Here is a 17,845-nt window from a genome sequence, read left to right as displayed (position 1 = left end):
CTTATTTCAAGCGTTAGGCCGCAATGGACAAAATTCTGAGAAAATGCGATGAATGCGAGAGCCAATATGCCGCCACCGCTTCAAACATGTCGTCGCTTTGTCCAGAGTGCTCTCATATTCTGTATGCCACACCCGAATGCCCACATGAGTTCGTTTCAGGGCAATGTGTCATCTGCGGCTGGGATGGCTCCAGCTCGCCATACATTCAATCGCTACTGCGGCCGCCTCAGTCGTCAGCCTAACAGTTCAATCAAGCCGACGCGATAGTTCCCACGGTTTAGTGGACACCCTGATCTAACTTTTCAGGAGTGTCCCATGCCCAAGCCAGGCCCTAGAACCACGACCCGCTACAGCGAGCAATTCAAAGCCACCGCCGTGCGCCTCAGCCGGCTCCCCGGCGTCCAGGTGCAGGACGTTGCCGCCTCGCTTTACATCCATCCCTTCATGCTGTCTCGTTGGCGCAAACAGGCGCGCGAGGGCACGATCATGGTCAAGGGTGTGGACGTCGATCCGGCCGTCGCGGCCGAGCTGAAGGAACTGCGTCGGGTGAAGAAGGCCTACGAGCAGCTGAAGGTCGAGCATGACCTTTTAAAAAAAGCGATCGCGTTCACTACCGAACGAAAAGCGAGCGCTTCGCCTTCATCCAGACCCAGCAAGAGCACTGCCCGGTGAGGCGGCTGTGTCGCCTGTTTGGGGTCAGTGCCAGCGGCTTCTACGCTTGGCGTGCCCGTCCGCTCAGTGAGCGCGCGCAGGAGGATGGACGGCTGATCGCAAAGGTTCGCCAGGTGCATCGGGCGAGCCGGGAAACCTACGGCAGTCCGCGCGTGCACGCCGAGCTGCGCCGGCAGGGCGAGCCGGTCGGGCGCCGCCGGATCGAGCGCCTGATGCGCGAGCACGCGGTGCGCGCGTGCTCGGCCTCGCTGTATCGCCGTCTGCCCGGCCTGGGCCGGTTCTATGCCAGCGTCGACAACCAGATCCATGCGTTGACCATTGAGCGCTGCGATCAGGTGTGGGTGACCGATGTGACCTACCTGAAGGTCGCGGGCACCTGGCGCTATCTGGCCACGGTGATGGACCGCTATTCGCGCCGCCTGCTGGGCTGGGCGCTGGGCCTGGAGAAGACGGCCGCGCTGACCTGTCGCGCGCTCGCTGCGGCCGTACGCCACCGACGCCCTGCACCGGGCACGCTCGTGCACAGCGATCGCGGCGTCGAGTTTCTCGCCAGCGACTTCAAGCAAGTCCTAAGCAGGGCCGGCCTGGTGCAGAGCGTGAACCGCCCGCGACGCATGACCGACAACGCCCACGTGGAGTCGTGGAACAAGTCGATGAAGTCGGACATGTATCACCGCCAACGCTTCACCGACGACCGGACACTGCGCCACGCGCTTCGCAGCTACATCAATTTCTACAACCAACACCGCTTACACTCGGCCTTGGGATATCGTTCGCCGATCGAGTTCGAGGCACAATGTGTCTGACCCACGGTGTCCACCTTTTCGTAGGAACTCTCCGCCGCTTCTCGGCGCGGCTTAATTCAGGTGTTAGGCGCTATGGCTAGACCTCCACATCCGCCAGATATCGAAGCAGACATTAGCTTCGTCAGCACCGAGGCTGGCGGAAAGAAGAACGCCGTTCGCTCTGGCTACAGGCCGCAACACGATTTCGGCCTTGAGGGCATGTTCAACGACGCGCATCATGAGTACATTGGCGTTGAGTCTGTAGCGCCAGGGACAACTGCGAGGGCACAACTCTGGCTACTCGCTCCGGAGCTCCAGGCCGGGCGCCTTTTCGCTGGCTTTAAATTCTCGGTTCACGAGGGATCACACCTTGTCGCACATGGAGTTGTTGTCAGCGTAAACAATCCGGCGTTGCGGGCAAGCGCCTAACAATTCAATCAAGCCGATGCCGCTTCGCGACACGGCTTATTTCCAGCGTTAGGCCTAAAAGCATGGACTTCCAAACGTCACTGGTGCTGAGCTCAAGTAACGCGGATGGGCCAGCTTCGACCACGCTCTATTCAAATGCGCCTGGCGCGGGGGTCTACTCGGAAGGCTTATTGGTCGTGCTTGGTCAGCAGCTATCGAAACAACTCGCGCAAAGCTGGCAGTGGTTACTAGGTCACGATGCGACGCCGCTAGCTCATACCGCGTTTGGAGATTTCTTTTTTTGGTCGCAAAAGCACGAGTCTGTCTTTTATTTTGAGACTCAACGTGGCAAATCGACGTTCGTCGACCGAAGTAAGGAGTGGTTCTTTGAGCAGTTCATTCCTCAGAGCAGCGTACTTGAGCAAGTGTTGGAATTGACCAAAGTCCGCCAACTAGTAGAGCGCTTAGGTGCCATTGCCTATGGCAGCTGTTTCATCGCTGAGCCTTGGCAATGTATTGGTGGAAGCGGCACTTTGAATGACTATTCCATTGGAAACATTGCGGTCTACAACTCATTGGTGGCTCAGCACGTTCACGGTGTAATGTCTGGGCTGCGTAAGGCCTAACAAATCGTTCAAGGCGGACGGCTTCGCCGCCGCTTAACTCAAGCGTTAGACCGCTCATGCCAACAACACTGCCAGCTGCTGAAAGAACTTGGTTTTCCGTTGCGCCGGACGGCACGGAGCATGAGGTGGTGTTGCGCGTGGGTACACCGACACTAGCGCCTGGCGGCGAGTGGCGAGCCGCTGTTTCACTCGGCGTTTTGGAGTCTCGCGTCCACAGCATTGCTGGTGTTGACGCTTGGCAAGCCGTTATCTTGGCCATGCGCTTTGCGGCTACGCGGGTTTCTCATTTCGCGGAGGACGGCTGGCTGTTCTACTGGGATCGCGGCGGTGACCCAGCATCACCATCGGAGCTTGCGGATGCGCCATGAGCGGTCTAACAATTCATTCAAGCCGACGCCGCTTCGCGGCGCGACTTAATTCAAGCGTTAGGCGGCTTTCCAGCCGCCATCTCTGACTGAGGTTAAGTGTATGAGTATGTTTGAGTGGATAGTCATCGTGCTGCTCGTCCTGATCTGGCTTAAGCCTAGCGGTAAGCCTTTTCGCTTGGAGGGCAATGCCTTGACCTTCATGCAGCAATACGAGATGCGCCTAGCAAGCATGGAGACGCACCTTGCGGAGATTTCCGCATCCAGCCACTCAACTAGCCTTGACATTGGTGCAATGCGCATTTCTCAGCTCCCAGAGTACCCGCCTAGTGGACCGTGAGCCGCCTAACAATTCATTCAAGCCGACGCCGCTTGGCGGCTCGGCTTAACTCCGGCGTTAGCTGCTAGCAAACATGGCCGCGATCTTTGCATTTACCTGCTCATGCTGCGGAGAGCGGCATGAGGGCTCGCCCAGCTTCGGGTACAAGACCCCAATGCCCTTTGACCACTTGTCAGAGCATGACAAGCAATCAATCGCGCAGATCAACGACGACCTTTGCAAGATCGACCACCCGGAAGGCACTGACTACTTTGCTCGGGTTGTTTTGGAGCTTCCCATCAATGGAGCTGAGGAGCCGTTCCTATGGGGTGTCTGGGTTTCCCTTAGCAAAGAGAGCTTTGACAAGTACACGTCAACCTGGGGCGAGCATGATGAATCAGACAGCTACTTTGGCTGGTTTAGCAATCGCCTTCCGTATTACCCTGACACAATCAACCTAAAGACAAATGTGCGGCCTAGAAATGCAAACGCGAGACCATATCTTGAGTTGCAACCAAGCGACCATCCACTAGCCGTCCACTATCATCATGGCCTGAGCGCCCAGGAAGCTCAGAAGATCGCAGAAGAGGCTATGCATGGACGCAGCTAACAATTCATTCAAGCCGACGCCACTTCGCGGCGCGGCTTAATGACGTTGATCGTGCGGTACTGCTCAAGGTCAAGCGTTGAGACCAGTTGAAGCAGCTTGCTGATTACATGCGCGGATGCTGCGCATGTGGCTTGTGGCTTACCTGACACGCATCGAAGGCCGCGCCATGATGATCGATCGCCCAGCCTGCGGGCGAGCTTGTTGGCCACGCCCGCCGTTGCCTTGTGGTGGGCTTGGCGCTGCTGTAGCTCCAGTGCCCAGGGCTGCAGCGGATCTACAGTGTCGGCAAGACCACGTGCTCGATCAGCGCTTTCACCTGCGCGGCGCGTCGTCGCGTTTGTCCGCGTGGCGGCCGCCGGCCACCGGGAGCTGCCAGCCGCGCCGGATGGCCATCATGCGCAGGGTGAAGCAGCAGGCGGCACCGGCAAACATCGTCGCGGCCGATGCAAGCCCTAGCATGGCGCCGATCACCACCACGCCTGCGCCGAGCAGGGCGGCCACCGCATACAGGTCCGCGCGCAGGACCATGGGCACGTCGGTGAGCAGGACATCGCGCGCCATGCCGCCACCGATGCCGGTGAGCATGCCCAGCAGCGCGGCCATGGGCGGATTGAGGCCGGCGGCGAGCGCCTTCTCCGCGCCGGCCACCGCGAACAGCGCCAGGCCGGCGGCGTCGAACATACGCACGGGCGTCTGCAGCCGCTCGATCAACGGTGCCCACCTGAAGGTGATCAAGCCGGCGCACAGCGAGGCGGCCAGGTAACGCCAGTCGCGGATCGCCGCGGGCGGGACTGCGCCGATCAGCAGGTCGCGGGCGATGCCGCCTGCGTTGGCCGCGGCGAAGGACAGCACCAGCACGCCGAACAGGTCCAGGCGGCGGCGCATGGCCGCGGTCGCGCCGCTGATGGCGAATACGAACGTGCCGGCCAGGTCGGCGATCAACAGCAACAGGTGGGTACTGGGCATGGCGGTCTCTTGCAGGACGCACACTCTAGCGGCCGCGGCCCGCCCGTCCCAGCCACGCTGCCGGGATGTCGCCGACTCGCGCGCCGGAACTGCTCTCGTGGCAAGGCAGTGCGCGTGTCTTGTGACGCGCTAACACTCGCAGCGGCGTTCGTCCTCTCCCCGACGGTCGGCGGCCTGACCTGGGTAAGCAGGCCGCCATGCACCCGCTGCCCGGGCATGGCCCAGGCTTGGCGGTGCCGGACGCTGGAGGCCGCGCTTGCCGGGCTGCGGTGTTTTGCTGGCGAGGCACGCGCATGCGCGCAGCTGCAGCAGGCGGTCAGGACGTACGATGACCGTACGGTCATGCGCCTGGGGTTTGCCCGCGTCCCGTGTGGCCGCTACTGTCGCGCCCACGTTCGACTCGCCCTGGCCCATCGCATGACCCGCACCCTGCCCCTGGCCGCCTCGCTGGCGCTGCTGCTGTCCTCCACCGCCCGCGCCGACGAAGGCATGTGGATGCCTTCGCAGCTGCCGGCCCTGTCCGACCCGCTGCGCGAGGCCGGCTTCCGCGGCAATCCGCAGGACCTGGCCGATGTCACCCAGGCCCCGTTGAGCGCGGTGGTGAAGGTCGGCGGCGGAACCGGGGCGTTCGTCTCGGGTGATGGCCTGCTGCTGACCAACCACCACGTGGCCTACGGGGTGATCCAGTACAACACCAAGGCCGGCGCCAACCTGATCGACGATGGCTTCGCGGCCACCGATCGCGCCGGCGAACTGCCGGCCAACCCGGACTTCCGGGTGCTGGTGACCACTGCGTTCGACAAGGTCAACGACCAGGTGCTGGCACAGGCCAAGGGCAAGACCGGCCGCGCCTACTTTGACGCGGTGGACCAGGCCAGCAAGCGCCTGGTCGCCGATTGCGAGGCCCAGGGCCATGTGCGCTGCAGCGTGGCCAGCATGAACTACGGCAGCGATTTCTATCGCATGACGCAGCTGGAATTGCGCGACATCCGCCTGGTGTACGCACCGCCGCGCGCCATCGGCAACTACGGCGATGAGATCGACAATTTCATGTGGCCACGCCACGCCGGCGACTTCACCTTCCTGCGCGCCTACGTGGGCCGGGATGGCAAGCCGGCCGACTACAGTGCCGATAACGTGCCCTATCAGGCGCCTGCGTTCCTCAAGGTGGCCGTGGACGGACCGAAGGAAGGCGACTTCGCCATGCTGGCCGGATATCCAGGCACCACCTATCGCAACCGCACCGCGGCCGAGTTCAAGGCCCAGGTGGAACACGTGCTGCCGGCGCGGGTAGCGGTGTTCGACGCGATGATCGACACCATCGAGCAGGCCGGCAAGGCCAACGCCGACGCGCGCACCCGCTATGCCTCGCAGCTGCAATCGCTGAAGAACAACCGCAAGCGCGCCGCCGGTGAGTTGGAAGGCCTGCTGCGCAGCGATGCGGTACGCCTGCGCGGCGAGGACGAAGCCGGCATGCTGGCCGCCACGCGCGGCGCGCGCGCCCAGCAGATCGCGCAGCTGCAGACGATCCTGGCCGAAGGCGGCGCCCAGGGCGATCGCGACCTGCTGCTGGGCCTGATCGCCACTCAGACCCAGCTGATGCGTTCGGCGCTGACGCTTGAGCGCCTGCGCATCGAATCGGCCAAGCCCGACGCCGAGCGCGACACCGGCTACCAGCAGCGCGACCAGGCGCTGATCGAAGGCATGCTCAAGCAGGTCCAGCGTCGCTACGACCCGGCCACCGAGCAGGCGCTGCTGACCGTCCTGCTCTCTCGTTACCAGCAACTGCCCGAGGCGCAGCGCGTGCCGGCGTTCGACCAGGCGTTTGGCCGCACCAGCCAAAGCCTGGCCCAGGCGCTGGATGCGCTCTACGCCGACACCGCGCTGGGGACCGAAGCCGAGCGCCTGTCGCGCTTTGCCGCCGCGCGCCAGGGCAAGCCGCTGGCCGAGGATCCCCTGATCGCGCTGGCGGCCAAGCTGGTGCCTGCGCAGCTGCAGCTGGACGATGCCCGGAAGGCCCGCGAGGGCGATCAGCTGCGCCTGCGCCCGGCGTACATGCAGGCGCTGACGGCCTGGCGCGCCAAACAGGGCCGCGCCAGCTATCCCGATGCCAATAGCACGCTGCGGGTGAGCTTCGGGCGGGTGACCCCGCTCAACCCGCGTGACGCGGTGACCTATGCCCCGGTGACCACGGTGGCCGGCATCGTGGAGAAGAACACCGGCGTGGCGCCCTTCGATGCGCCTGCGCCGCTGCTGCAGGCCATCGCCAAGGGCGATTTCGGCAGCACCGCCGACCCGGTGCTCAAGACCCAGACCGTGGATTTCCTGACCAACCTGGATACCACCGGCGGCAATTCCGGCTCGCCGGTGCTCAACGCCAAGGGCGAGTTGATGGGGCTGAACTTTGACAGCAACTGGGAAGCGGTCAGCGCCAGCTGGTGGTACGACCCGCGCTACAAGCGGGCCATCCATGTCGACGCGCGCTACATCCGCTGGCTGCTGGCCAAGGTCTATCCGGCGCCTGCCCTCCTGCAGGAAATGCAGCTGCCGGCCGAGTAAGCCACGCGCGCCTGCACGCGCTGCACAGGCGGGGCCGGCCACAATCGCCGGCCCCGATACGTTCGAGGCCACGCGATGGCGCCTGTGTTCCGTCCCCGCTGGCGCCTGTGCGGCGCCGCCCTGCTGCTCGTCCTGCCCTGGGCGGCGGCAGCCGATGACATTCAATTCGATCGCCCGGGGATTCCGTTCTCGCCCAGCACCCTGGGCCGCGGCGGATTCGCCTGGGAACAAGGTTTGCCCGATGTCAGCTGGGAACGCAGCGATGGCGGGATCCAGCGCGAATACGATACCGGCACCGTGTTGCGCCTGGGACTGAGCGACCGGCTGGAACTGCAGCTGTCCAGCGACACGCAGGTGTGGCACCGCGATACCGGCCCGGACGCGTTGCGCGGCCATGGGGCCGGCAGCACAGCGCTGGCGGCCAAGGTGGTGTTGCCGAGTTCGCGCGAGAGCTTCGCCTGGGCGCTGCTGGCCCAGGCCGATCTGGACAGCGGCAGCCGGACCTACGGCAGCGACGACCACCTGCGCTCGATCGCGCTGACGGGCGAGTGGACGCTGCCGCAGGACCGCGCCCTGGCCCTCTATGCGCAGCTTGCCGACAGTCGTGCCGGACACAGCTGGACCTTCGCGCCCAACTACACGTTTGTCAGTGGCGAGCACTGGCAGGCCTACGTGGAGGCCGGGATCGGCCATGGCCCGGACAGCACACGCGCGGCGGGCGCAGGCATGGCCTGGATGCTGGGCCAGCACGCGCAGCTGGACGTGTCGCTGCTGCGCGGGACGGCCGCGGATGCGCCGGATTGGCAGGGCGGGCTGGGCCTGTCGATCGGCTTCCAGTAGCCGCAAGCGTCAAGCAGGTGGCGAGCGCGCCGGTGAAGACGCGCACGTCCTGGGTCAGGTGACCTTCTTGAAGACCGTCACGCCGAGCACGAGCAGGATCACGGCGATGATGATGAACGCCCAGAACAGGAACTTGGCGATGGCAAACGCGCCGCCGGCAACGCCGCCGAAGCCGAGCACGCCGGCAATGACGCCGATGATGGCGAAGATGAGGGCCCACTTGAGCATGATGTCTCCAGATGTCGAGTCGTTGCCCCGAGGCTAGGCGCGTGCGGGTGACGCGCCTGTCACGCTGATCGGCGACCGCTCACGGCACCGGCAGCTTGAACACTTGGTCTGCCGCGCGCATGGCGGCGATGAAGTGGCGCAGCTTGGCCGGCTGATAGCGCGCATACGGGTAGACCACGTGCACCGGCAGCGGCGCCGGGCGCCAGTCCGGGACCAGGTGCAGCAGCCGGCCCTGGGCGATGTCCTCGGCCACCACCCAGGCCGAGACCATCGCCGCGCCCAGTCCAGCCAGCGCCGCCTCGCGCAGTGGATAGAGGCTGTCGGTGCTCAGGCGGGGGCGGATCGGGAAGCGCGCCACGCGCCCGTCCCCACCTTCTTGCAGGACCACCTCGTTGCGGTAGAAGGTCTGCATCGCCAGCCATGGCAGGGTGGCGAGCGCCTCGGGCGTGGTCGGCCTGGGGCGGCCTTCCAGCAGGCTGGGCGCCGCCACCACCACGCGCGGGACCTGGCCGATGCGCGAGGCCACTACGCCATCGCCGGGCAATTCGCCCACGCGGATGGCGCAATCGATGCCCTCGGCGATGAAGTCGGGGTTGCGGTCGTGCAGCAGCCATTCCACCGAGACCTGCGGCCAGCGGCGCAGGTAGTCGGTCAACGGCACCACCAGCTGCGACTGGCCGAAGGCGTGCGGGGCCACCACGCGCAGCAGGCCCTGCGGCTCGTCCTCGCGGCCACGCAGACCGTCCTCCATCGCCTGCCAGCGCGGCAGCAGCTCGCTGGCCTGCTCGTAGCAGCGGCGGCCGTCCTCGGTCAGGGTCATGGCGTGGGTGGACCGGCGCAGCAGGCGCAGGCCGAGGAACTGCTCCAACATCTTGAGCCGCCGACTGACCGTGGGCTGGGTCGTGCCCAGCTGGGCGGCCGCGGCCGAGAGGCTGCCAGCCTCGACGATGCGCACGAAGGTCTGCATCAGGGCCAGGCGATCGACACTCAGGGCAGGCTCTTTCATACGTTCTGCGTATAAAACTTGTCCGGCCGGCGAGGCTACCACGCCCTCACAACGCAGATCAGACTGCGCGCCACGCTTTCCACCGTGTTGGAAACCCCATGTCCACCATGCATACAACGAATACCCATCCGGACGGCCTGCCGCGCTCCCTGATCCTCCTGCTGGCCATCGGCGCCGGCGTGGCCGTCGCCTCGCTCTATTACAGCCAGCCGATGCTGGAAGTGATCGCGCGCGACCTGCGCGTGCCGGCTTCCGCCGCCGGGCTGCTGCCCATGCTCAACCAACTCGGCTATGCGCTGGGCATCGCCCTGCTCGCCCCACTGGGCGACCGCTACGACCGGCGCCGGGTGATCCTGGCCAAATCCGCCCTGCTTGCCCTGGCCCTGCTGGCCAGCGCCTGGGCCGGCGGCCTGACCTGGTTGCTGGTCGCCGGGCTGGCCACCGGACTGGTGGCCACGCTGGCCCAGGACATCGTGCCGGCGGCCGCGGTGCTGGCTCCGCCGGCGCACCGCGGCCGGATCGTCGGCACGGTGATGACCGGCCTGTTGCTGGGCATCCTGCTCTCGCGCGTGGCCAGTGGACTGATCGCCGAACACTTGGGCTGGCGCGCGGTCTACCTGGTGGCCACCGCGCTGGTGCTGGGCGTGGGCGTGGCCGCCTGGCGCGCGCTGCCGGCCTTCGCACCGACCACCCACCTGGGCTACGGCGCGCTGTTGCGCTCGCTGGGCACGCTGTGGAAGCGGCACCCGGCGCTGCGCCGGGCGACGCTGGCCCAGGCGCTGCTGTCGGTCGGCTTCAGCGCGTTCTGGTCGACCCTGGCGGTGATGCTGGCCCAGCCACCGCTGCAGCTGGGCAGCACGGTCGCGGGCGCCTTCGGCCTGGCCGGAGCGGTGGGCGCGATCGCCGCGCCGCTGGCCGGCCGCCTGGCCGACCGTCGCGGTCCGGGCTTCGTCACCCGCGCCGGCGCGGGCCTGTCGGTGGTCTCCTTCGCCAGCCTGGCGCTGATGCCGACCCTGTCGGTGCACGGGCAGCTGGCGCTGCTGGTGGTGGCGACGATTGGCTTCGACCTGGGCGTGCAGGCCACGTTGGTCTCGCACCAGACCATCTACTACGGGCTGGATCCCGATGCCCGCAGCCGCCTCAATGCGGTGTTCTTCACCGGTGTGTTCATCGGCATGGCCACCGGCGCGGCGTTGGGTGCCTGGGCGCTGGCCCAGGCCGGCTGGATGGGCGTGGTCGGCCTGGCCACCCTGACCTCGCTGGCGGCCCTGGGCGTGCGCCTGTGGCCGCCGATGCGCGGGACCGGCGCGCTCAACGGAAGAACTGACTCGGCGTCTGTCCGAAACGGCGCTTGAACATGGTCGCGAACGCGCTGGGGCTGTCATAGCCCAGCGCCAGCGCGACATCTATCACCTTCTCGCCAACGGCCAGGCGTTCCAGGGCGCGCAGCAGCCGCGCCTGCTGGCGCCACTGGCCGAAGGTCATGCCGAACTCGCGGGCGCACAGGCGCTGGATGGTCTTGACGTCGACCTTCAGGCGCGCGGCCCAGTCCTGCAGGGTGGAGGCATCGTCGGGCCGTTGTTCCAGGCGCCTGCCGATGGTGCGCAGGCGCGCATCGCGCGGTTCGGGCAGGTGCAGCGGCAGCACCGGCAGGGTCTGCAGCTCATCCAGGATCAGGCGCATCAGCCGGCCATCGCGCGAGTCGGCCATGTACGGCTGCGGCACCTCGGCCGCAGCGTGGATCAAGGCGGCCAGCAGCGGCGTCACCGACACCGTCGACGGACCCGCTGGCGGTTGCGACATCGCACCGGGCACGATGTAGAGGCTACGCATGCGCACCAGGCCGATGCAGTGCACGACATGGCCCATGCCCGCTGGCATCCACAGCGCGCGCGTGCTTGGCACCACCCAGCGTCCGGTGCCCGCGCGCACCACCAACACGCCGCCCTCGGCATAGACCAGCTGGTGGCGGTCCGGGTGGTGGTGCAGGCCGATCATCGTGTCCGGCGCGTAATCGCGCGCCTTGCAGTACACCGGCACGTCCGGGCCAGCGGGCAGGCGCTTGGCCGCCCCCGCCGAGACGCCGATGTCCTTTTTGCGGGATGTCATGACCAGATCGCGCGGGAAGGGCTTTGCGGGCGACTCTAGCATGCGCACCGACCTCGCCCGAACGCGCCACCCGCCATGTCGTCCACCGCCTCGCCCCTGCCCGCCGCGTCCACCCCGTCCCGTCGCCCGGTGGCCGTGGGCGTGCTCGCCGCGATCACCAGTTCGCACCTGGTCAACGACATGATGCAGTCGCTGATCCTGGCGCTGTATCCCATCCTCAAGGGCCAGTTCCAGCTCAGCTTCGCCCAGGTCGGGCTGATCACGCTGACCTACCAGCTGACCGCTTCGCTGTTCCAGCCGCTGATCGGCCTCCGCACCGACCGCAAGCCGGCGCCGTACTCGCTGCCGATGGGCATGGGCTCGACCCTGTGCGGGCTGTTGCTGCTGGCCTACGCGCCCAACTTCGCGATGGTGTTGTGTGCGGCGATGCTGGTCGGCATCGGCTCGGCGGTGTTCCATCCCGAATCCTCGCGCATCGCGCGGCTCGCCTCGGGCGGGCGCCACGGGCTGTCGCAGTCGGTGTTCCAGGTCGGCGGCAACACCGGCACCGCGATCGGCCCGCTGATCGCCGCGGCGGTGATCGTGCCCAACGGCCGCAGCAGCGTGGCGTGGTTCGCCGGCGCGGCGCTGATCGGCATCGGCCTGCTCAGCTATGTCAGCCGCTGGTATCGGCAGCATCTGGCCTTGCATGCCGGCTCGCGGAAGACCGTCGCGCACAGCGAGGCCCCCGCGCTGCCGGCGCGCACCGTGGCCTGGGTGGTGGCCGTGCTGCTGGTGCTGATCTTCAGCAAGTACTTCTACATCGCCGGGTTGAGCAGCTACTACACCTTCTACCTGATCCAGAAATTCCACGTCTCGGTGCCCAGCGCGCAGCTGCATCTGTTCGGCTTCCTGCTGGCCTCGGCAGCGGGCACGCTGATCGGTGGGCCGGTCGGCGACCGCATCGGCCGCAAGCCGGTGATCTGGACCTCGATCCTGGGCGTGGCGCCGTTCGCGCTGGCGCTGCCCTACGCCGACCTGGGCTGGACCACGGTGCTGACGATGATCATCGGCTTCGTGCTGTCCTCGGCGTTCTCGGCCATCCTGGTCTACGCGCAGGAGCTGATGCCCCACCGCATCGGCACGGTGTCCGGCCTGTTCTTCGGATTCGCCTTCGGCATGGGCGGCCTGGGCGCGGCGGTGCTGGGCGTGCTGGCCGACCACACCAGCATCTTCCGGGTGTACCAAGTCATTTCGTTCCTGCCGCTGCTGGGGATCGTGGCGGCCTTTCTGCCCAATCGGCGCCATCCCTGAGCCGATCAAAACCTGGCGCGCGTGCAAACGCCTACCGCGAGCCCACGACGTTCATCAGCAACACCAGGATCAACGCAAGCGCGACCAGCAGCACGGACAACCACAGTCCGAGGCCCGATCGCCGGGTCCGCGGATCCGCGTGACCCAGCAGGCCTGGCGCTGCAGGCGGTCCAGGCCTGGTGGCGTCTCCCGGGTGAGCGGGCAACGACAAGGTCAGTTGCGCGAGCCGAGCCACGTAGCGGTCGGCGAAGGCGATCTGCTCGGCTTCGGGCAGATGCTGGACGGCGGCCTCCAGCGCGCGACCCGCCTGCCGCAGCATCCGGTCCTGCGGACCAGCGAATTGGCGCGCGTGCAGTTCTGCCAGCTGTTCCGGGTCGGGTGTCATGGCGACGTCCTGTCGGTGGTGATGGCCGCGGCGGCCGACGCCCTTGGGCGCTCGATCTTCTAGCAGCGGCCAGGCATGGCGTCAAACCGCCGTCTGCCCTCGCGCAGTGAAAGTCAACGGCTTGGACTGGCGCACGCAGGACGCCACAATCGCCGGCCCTGTAGTCCCGATTGAACCCAACGCATGGCAGAACTCTCCGCGGCGCTTGCGCGCCAGATCGCCCAGACCATCGCCGACGAGATCGGCGCCCAGGCCGCGCAGGCGCTGGCCGCCATCGCCCTGCTGGATGAAGGCGCCACGGTGCCGTTCATCGCGCGCTACCGCAAGGAAGTCACCGGCGGCCTGGACGATACCCAGCTGCGCAACCTGGAAACGCGCCTGGTCTACCTGCGCGAACTGGAAGACCGTCGCGCCGCGATCCTGTCCAGCATCGACGAGCAGGGCAAGCTCACCGACGAGCTGCGCGGCGACATCCTGGCCGCCGACAGCAAGTCGCGCCTGGAAGACCTGTACCTGCCCTACAAGCCCAAGCGCCGCACCCGTGCGCAGATCGCGCGTGAAGCCGGGCTGGAACCGCTGGCCGATGGCCTGCTGGAAGATCCGACCCGCGTGCCGGAGGAATTCGCTACCGGCTTTGTCGATGCCGACAAGGGCGTGGCCGATGCCAAGGCGGCGCTGGAGGGCGCGCGCGCGATCCTGATGGAACGCTGGGGCGAGGACGCCGCGCTGCTGGGTGAGCTGCGCAGCTGGCTGGACGCCAACGGCGTGATCCGCGCCAAGGTGGTGGAAGGCAAGGAAGAAGCCGGAGCCAAGTACCGCGACTACTTCGACCACAGCGAGGCGCTGGCCAAGATTCCCTCGCATCGGCTGCTGGCGCTGTTCCGCGCGCGCCGCGAGGAATTTATCCAGCTCGAACTCGACCCGGGCAGCGACGTCGATGCCGGCAATGCCTACGCAGAAGGGCGCATCGCCCTGGCCGCCGGCATCCGCCCGCAGGGTCGCCCCTCCGACGCCTGGCTGTCGCAGGCCTGCCGCCTGACCTGGCGCGCCAAACTGCACCTGCACCTGATGCTGGACCTGTTCAACCAGGCGCGCGAGAAGGCCGAGGGCGAGGCCATCGAGGTGTTCGGCGACAACCTCAAGGACCTGCTGCTGGCCGCGCCGGCCGGCCCCAAGACCGTGCTCGGCCTGGACCCGGGCATCCGCACCGGCTGCAAGATCGCCGTGGTCGATGCCACCGGCAAGCTGGTGGCCACCGACACCATCTACCCGCACGAACCCAAGCGCCAGTGGGACCAGTCGCTGCACACGCTCAAGCGCCTGTGCGAGCAGCACAACGTGGCGCTGATCGCCATCGGCAACGGCACCGCCAGTCGCGAGACCGACAAGCTGGCCGGTGAGGTCATCAAGGCCTGCAACAATCCGGCCTTGCAGAAGATCGTGGTCAGCGAGGCCGGGGCGTCGGTGTACTCGGCCTCGGAAACGGCGGCCAAGGAATTCCCGAACCTGGACGTCTCCATCCGCGGCGCGGTCTCCATCGCGCGCCGCCTGCAGGATCCGCTGGCCGAACTGGTGAAGATCGAGCCGAAGGCGATCGGCGTGGGCCAGTACCAGCACGACGTGGACCAGTTCCGTCTCGCGCGGGCGCTGGATGCCAAGGTCGAGGACTGCGTGAATGCCGTGGGCGTGGATGTGAATACCGCCTCGGCCGCGCTGCTCACGCGCGTGTCCGGCCTGTCATCGACGGTCGCCGAAAACATCGTGGTCTATCGCGACCAACATGGCCCCTACCCCACGCGCAAGGCGCTGCTGAAGGTGCCGCGCCTGGGCGAGAAGACCTTCGAGCAATGCGCGGGCTTCCTGCGCATCAGCGATGGCGAGGAGCCGCTGGATGCGTCCTCGGTGCATCCGGAGGCCTATCCGGTGGTCGAGCGCATCCTCAAGGAAGCCAACGGCAAGGGCGTCAAGCAGATCATCGGCGATACCGCCTTCCTGCGCGGGCTCAAGGCCGAGCGCCTGACCGACGAAAAATTCGGCGTGCCCACCGTGCGCGACATCCTCAAGGAACTGGAAAAGCCCGGCCGCGACCCGCGTCCTGAGTTCAAGGCCGCGCGCTTCGCCGAAGGCGTGGAAGACATCAAGGACCTGCGCGAAGGCATGATCCTGGAAGGCGTGGTGAGCAACGTGGCCGCCTTCGGTGCGTTCGTCGACATCGGCGTGCACCAAGATGGCCTGGTCCACATCTCCGCGCTGTCGGATACCTACGTCAAGGATCCGCGCGAGGTGGTCAAGGCCGGCGACATCGTCAAGGTGAAGGTGCTGGAGGTCGACGTGGCGCGCAAGCGCATCGCCCTGACCCGCCGCCTGGACGACGTGCCCGGCGCGCCGTCCGCGCGCGACGAGCGCAATGCCGGTGGCCGTGGCAACGGCCCTCGTGGTGATCGTGGCGGTCGTCCCGGTGGCGGTGGCGCCCGTCCGCCCAAGCCCAGCGCCCCGCCGGCCGACAACGCGCTGGCCGCCGCCTTCGCCCGCGCGCGCGGCAAGTAAGCGCGCTCCCAGGCATTGCCGCGCCGCGCGTTGCGGGCGCGCCGCGACGCCTGCGCGGCGGCGCTACAGGTCCAACACCAGGCGTGCGCTGCGGGCGCGCGAGCAGCACAGCGTCATCTGGTCGTTGCGTGCGTGCTCGTCCGCCGAGAGGAACTGGTCGCGGTGCTCCGGCGTTCCTTCCAGGACGGCCGTCACGCAGGTCCCGCAGATGCCCTGCTCACAGGACACCGGGACGAAGACGCCCGCCTCGTCCAGCACCTGGGCGATGCTGCGCCCCGGCGGGATGGTATGGACCTCTCCAGAACTGGCGACCTGGACCTCAAAGGATTGCTCCCCGGCGTCCACCGGTGACGGCGCGGCGCTGAAGTATTCGCGGTGTAGACGCGTCGGGTCCCAGCCGGACGCCTCGGCCGCCTGGAACACGTGGTCGATGAAGCCGGCCGGGCCACAGACATACAGATGGGCTCCGTCCGGCGCGGCGGTCAGGGCCTGGGCCACGTCCAGACGCAAATGCGCGGGGCCATCGTCGAAATGCAGGTGAACCCGATCGCCCCAGGGCGCCGCGCGCAGACGTTCCAGGAAGGCGGCCCGGCCGGGACCGCGCGCGCTGTAGTGCAGCTCGAAGGAACGATCGTTGCGTGCGAGGTGCTCGGCCATGGCGATCAGTGGGGTGATGCCGATGCCGCCGGCGAACAACAGGCTGTGGGCGGGCGCCGGGTGCAGGGCAAACAGGTTGCGTGGCGCGCTGATGGTCAGCACGCCGCCTTCGGCCAGGGCATGCATGGCCTCCGAGCCACCGCGCGATGCGGATTCGCGCAGCACGCAGATCAGGTAGCGATGGGTCTCGTGTGGCGCGTTGCAGAGCGAGTACTGGCGGGTCAGCTTGCCGGGCAGCTGCACGTCGATGTGCGCACCGGCCTCGAAGGCGGGCAATGCGCCACCGTCCGTGCGCCGCAACTCGAAGCTGCGCAGGTGTTCGCCCTCCTCGCGCACGGCGACCACCTGCACCTCGATCATGCCGCGGCCTCGGCGCCGGCGGCGCGCTCGGCCGCCAGCAGACGGTCGATGATGCGGCGCGACTGCACCCCCCCTGCATCGATATTGAGCTTGAGCAGCGCGCGTTCGGGGTGTTCCAACAAATTCTGCTGCTGGCGTTCCAGCATCTCCAGGTCCTCGGCGAAGATCTTGCCCTGGCCCTCGCGGATGCTGGCGGTGAGCTCGGCGTCGTCGGGCCGGAAGTTGCGGGCCATGCCCCAGAAGTACCAGTGCGAGGTCTCGGTCTCCGGCGTGATGAAGTCCACCACGATGCTGCTGACCTTCTTTTCGGCCGGTGCGTCATAGCCGCCGTGGCCCGCATGGGCGACGCCCACTTCGATCAGGACGTGGCTGGGCGGGGTGAAGCGGCAGATCTGCCAGCGATCCACCGGCACATCGTCCGCCAGTCCGTTGCCACGTAACGCCATCCGCCAGAACGGCGGCGCGGCGATGTTGTCCATGAAGCGGCTGGTCACGACCTGCTCGCCTTCCATGCGCGTCTTGACCGGCGCCTCGTCGATCTCCTTCTGGCCGATGCTGCTGGCGTGGACGTAGGTCTCGTGGGTCAGGTCCATGAGGTTGTCCACCATCAGGCGGTAGTCGGACCTGATGTGGTACATGCCGCCGCCATAGGCCCAGTCCGCACGCTCTGCCCATTCCAGGTGATGCAGCTTGGCCGGATCGGCCAGGGCCGCCTCCCCCGGCCACACCCACACGAACCCGTAGCGCTCGATCACCGGATAGGCCTTGTTGCAGGGGAACCCCTGGACACGCTGGCCCGGCATGGAAACCGGCTTGCCATCCCCGCCCATCACCAGTCCGTGGTAGCCGCAGACCAGGTGGCCGTCCTGCATGAAACCCAGCGACAGCGGCGCGCCACGGTGCGGGCAAAAATCCTCGACCGCCTGGACCGCGCCATCGGCGCCCCGAAAAAAGACGATCTTTTCCCCGCAGATCCTGCGACCGAGTGGCTTGTCGGCCAGTTCGTCGGGCATGCAGGCCACGTACCACGCGTTCTTGGGAAACATCGACAGAGTCCTCTAGTGGGTTAATCTCTGCGCCGCACTTTATTGGATCCAATATCGCGGGTAA

17 protein-coding genes are annotated in these 17,845 nt (G+C 66.9%); 10 read left to right on the top strand and 7 right to left on the bottom strand.

What is annotated here, in order from left to right:
- Positions 1–315 precede the first annotated feature (315 nt).
- The 5 genes from ACORQU_RS08760 (at position 316) to ACORQU_RS08740 (ending at position 3,785) form a co-directional block, all read left to right on the top strand.
- Positions 316–672, top strand: coding sequence for a transposase (locus tag ACORQU_RS08760; RefSeq protein WP_491644229.1), 357 nt, complete (start codon positions 316–318; stop codon positions 670–672).
- Complete coding sequence (locus tag ACORQU_RS08755) at positions 642–1,478, top strand: IS3 family transposase (protein WP_491645001.1); 837 nt, start codon at positions 642–644, stop codon at positions 1,476–1,478. The genes ACORQU_RS08760 and ACORQU_RS08755 overlap by 31 nt, the downstream gene beginning before the upstream one ends.
- Positions 1,479–1,948: 470 nt before the next feature.
- A complete protein-coding gene (locus ACORQU_RS08750) occupies positions 1,949–2,491 on the top strand; it encodes a hypothetical protein (RefSeq protein WP_491644655.1) in 543 nt (180 codons plus the stop codon).
- 56 nt (positions 2,492–2,547) lie between these two features.
- Positions 2,548–2,859 (top strand): DUF6968 family protein, encoded by a 312-nt coding sequence (locus tag ACORQU_RS08745; protein ID WP_491644653.1) that lies wholly within the window; start codon positions 2,548–2,550, stop codon positions 2,857–2,859.
- A 410-nt stretch (positions 2,860–3,269) separates the two neighbouring features.
- Positions 3,270–3,785, top strand: a complete 516-nt coding sequence (locus ACORQU_RS08740) for a DUF2199 domain-containing protein (RefSeq protein ID WP_491644651.1) — start codon at positions 3,270–3,272, stop codon at positions 3,783–3,785.
- 312 nt (positions 3,786–4,097) lie between these two features.
- Here the strand turns inward: ACORQU_RS08740 and ACORQU_RS08735 are convergent, their stop codons facing one another.
- Positions 4,098–4,751 (bottom strand): trimeric intracellular cation channel family protein, encoded by a 654-nt coding sequence (locus tag ACORQU_RS08735; protein ID WP_491644649.1) that lies wholly within the window; start codon positions 4,749–4,751, stop codon positions 4,098–4,100.
- A 417-nt stretch (positions 4,752–5,168) separates the two neighbouring features.
- Between ACORQU_RS08735 and ACORQU_RS08730 the strand changes: the two genes are divergently transcribed.
- Positions 5,169–7,310, top strand: coding sequence for a S46 family peptidase (locus ACORQU_RS08730; RefSeq protein ID WP_491644647.1), 2,142 nt, complete (start codon positions 5,169–5,171; stop codon positions 7,308–7,310).
- A gap of 84 nt (positions 7,311–7,394) precedes the next feature.
- Positions 7,395–8,150, top strand: coding sequence for a transporter (locus tag ACORQU_RS08725; RefSeq protein WP_491644645.1), 756 nt, complete (start codon positions 7,395–7,397; stop codon positions 8,148–8,150).
- 54 nt (positions 8,151–8,204) lie between these two features.
- On the opposite strand, the gene ACORQU_RS08720 is transcribed toward ACORQU_RS08725, so the two are convergent.
- On the bottom strand, positions 8,205–8,378 hold the full coding sequence (locus ACORQU_RS08720; protein ID WP_271647685.1) for a DUF1328 domain-containing protein: 174 nt from the start codon (positions 8,376–8,378) through the stop codon (positions 8,205–8,207).
- Between the two features lie 79 nt (positions 8,379–8,457).
- Positions 8,458–9,384: a LysR family transcriptional regulator gene (locus ACORQU_RS08715; protein WP_491644643.1), complete on the bottom strand. Its 927-nt coding sequence runs from the start codon at positions 9,382–9,384 to the stop codon at positions 8,458–8,460.
- A gap of 98 nt (positions 9,385–9,482) precedes the next feature.
- On the opposite strand from ACORQU_RS08715, the gene ACORQU_RS08710 reads away from it, so the two are divergent.
- Positions 9,483–10,739, top strand: coding sequence for an MFS transporter (locus tag ACORQU_RS08710; RefSeq protein ID WP_491644641.1), 1,257 nt, complete (start codon positions 9,483–9,485; stop codon positions 10,737–10,739).
- On the opposite strand, the gene ACORQU_RS08705 is transcribed toward ACORQU_RS08710, so the two are convergent.
- Positions 10,696–11,493 (bottom strand): AraC family transcriptional regulator, encoded by a 798-nt coding sequence (locus ACORQU_RS08705; protein ID WP_491644639.1) that lies wholly within the window; start codon positions 11,491–11,493, stop codon positions 10,696–10,698. The two genes, ACORQU_RS08710 and ACORQU_RS08705, sit on opposite strands and share 44 nt — an antisense overlap.
- Before the next feature lie 75 nt (positions 11,494–11,568).
- Here ACORQU_RS08705 and ACORQU_RS08700 point away from each other — a divergent pair, with 75 nt between their 5' ends.
- A complete protein-coding gene (locus ACORQU_RS08700) occupies positions 11,569–12,786 on the top strand; it encodes an MFS transporter (RefSeq protein WP_491644637.1) in 1,218 nt (405 codons plus the stop codon).
- Positions 12,787–12,817: 31 nt separating this feature from the next.
- Here the strand turns inward: ACORQU_RS08700 and ACORQU_RS08695 are convergent, their stop codons facing one another.
- Positions 12,818–13,171, bottom strand: coding sequence for a hypothetical protein (locus ACORQU_RS08695; RefSeq protein ID WP_491644635.1), 354 nt, complete (start codon positions 13,169–13,171; stop codon positions 12,818–12,820).
- 183 nt (positions 13,172–13,354) lie between these two features.
- On the opposite strand from ACORQU_RS08695, the gene ACORQU_RS08690 reads away from it, so the two are divergent.
- Complete coding sequence (locus ACORQU_RS08690) at positions 13,355–15,718, top strand: Tex family protein (protein WP_491644633.1); 2,364 nt, start codon at positions 13,355–13,357, stop codon at positions 15,716–15,718.
- 63 nt (positions 15,719–15,781) lie between these two features.
- On the opposite strand, the gene ACORQU_RS08685 is transcribed toward ACORQU_RS08690, so the two are convergent.
- Together ACORQU_RS08685 and ACORQU_RS08680 are read right to left on the bottom strand one after the other, a co-directional pair.
- Positions 15,782–16,735 (bottom strand): PDR/VanB family oxidoreductase, encoded by a 954-nt coding sequence (locus ACORQU_RS08685; protein ID WP_491644632.1) that lies wholly within the window; start codon positions 16,733–16,735, stop codon positions 15,782–15,784.
- Entirely contained in the window at positions 16,732–17,781 is a 1,050-nt protein-coding gene (locus ACORQU_RS08680) for a Rieske 2Fe-2S domain-containing protein (protein ID WP_491644630.1), read from the bottom strand. The genes ACORQU_RS08685 and ACORQU_RS08680 overlap by 4 nt, the downstream gene beginning before the upstream one ends.
- Positions 17,782–17,845 lie beyond the last annotated feature (64 nt).

Source organism: Pseudoxanthomonas sp. JC1303 (assembly GCF_058448525.1).
Note: the sequence above shows the minus strand (reverse complement) of the source record. Positions and strands in the feature narration are given on the sequence as shown.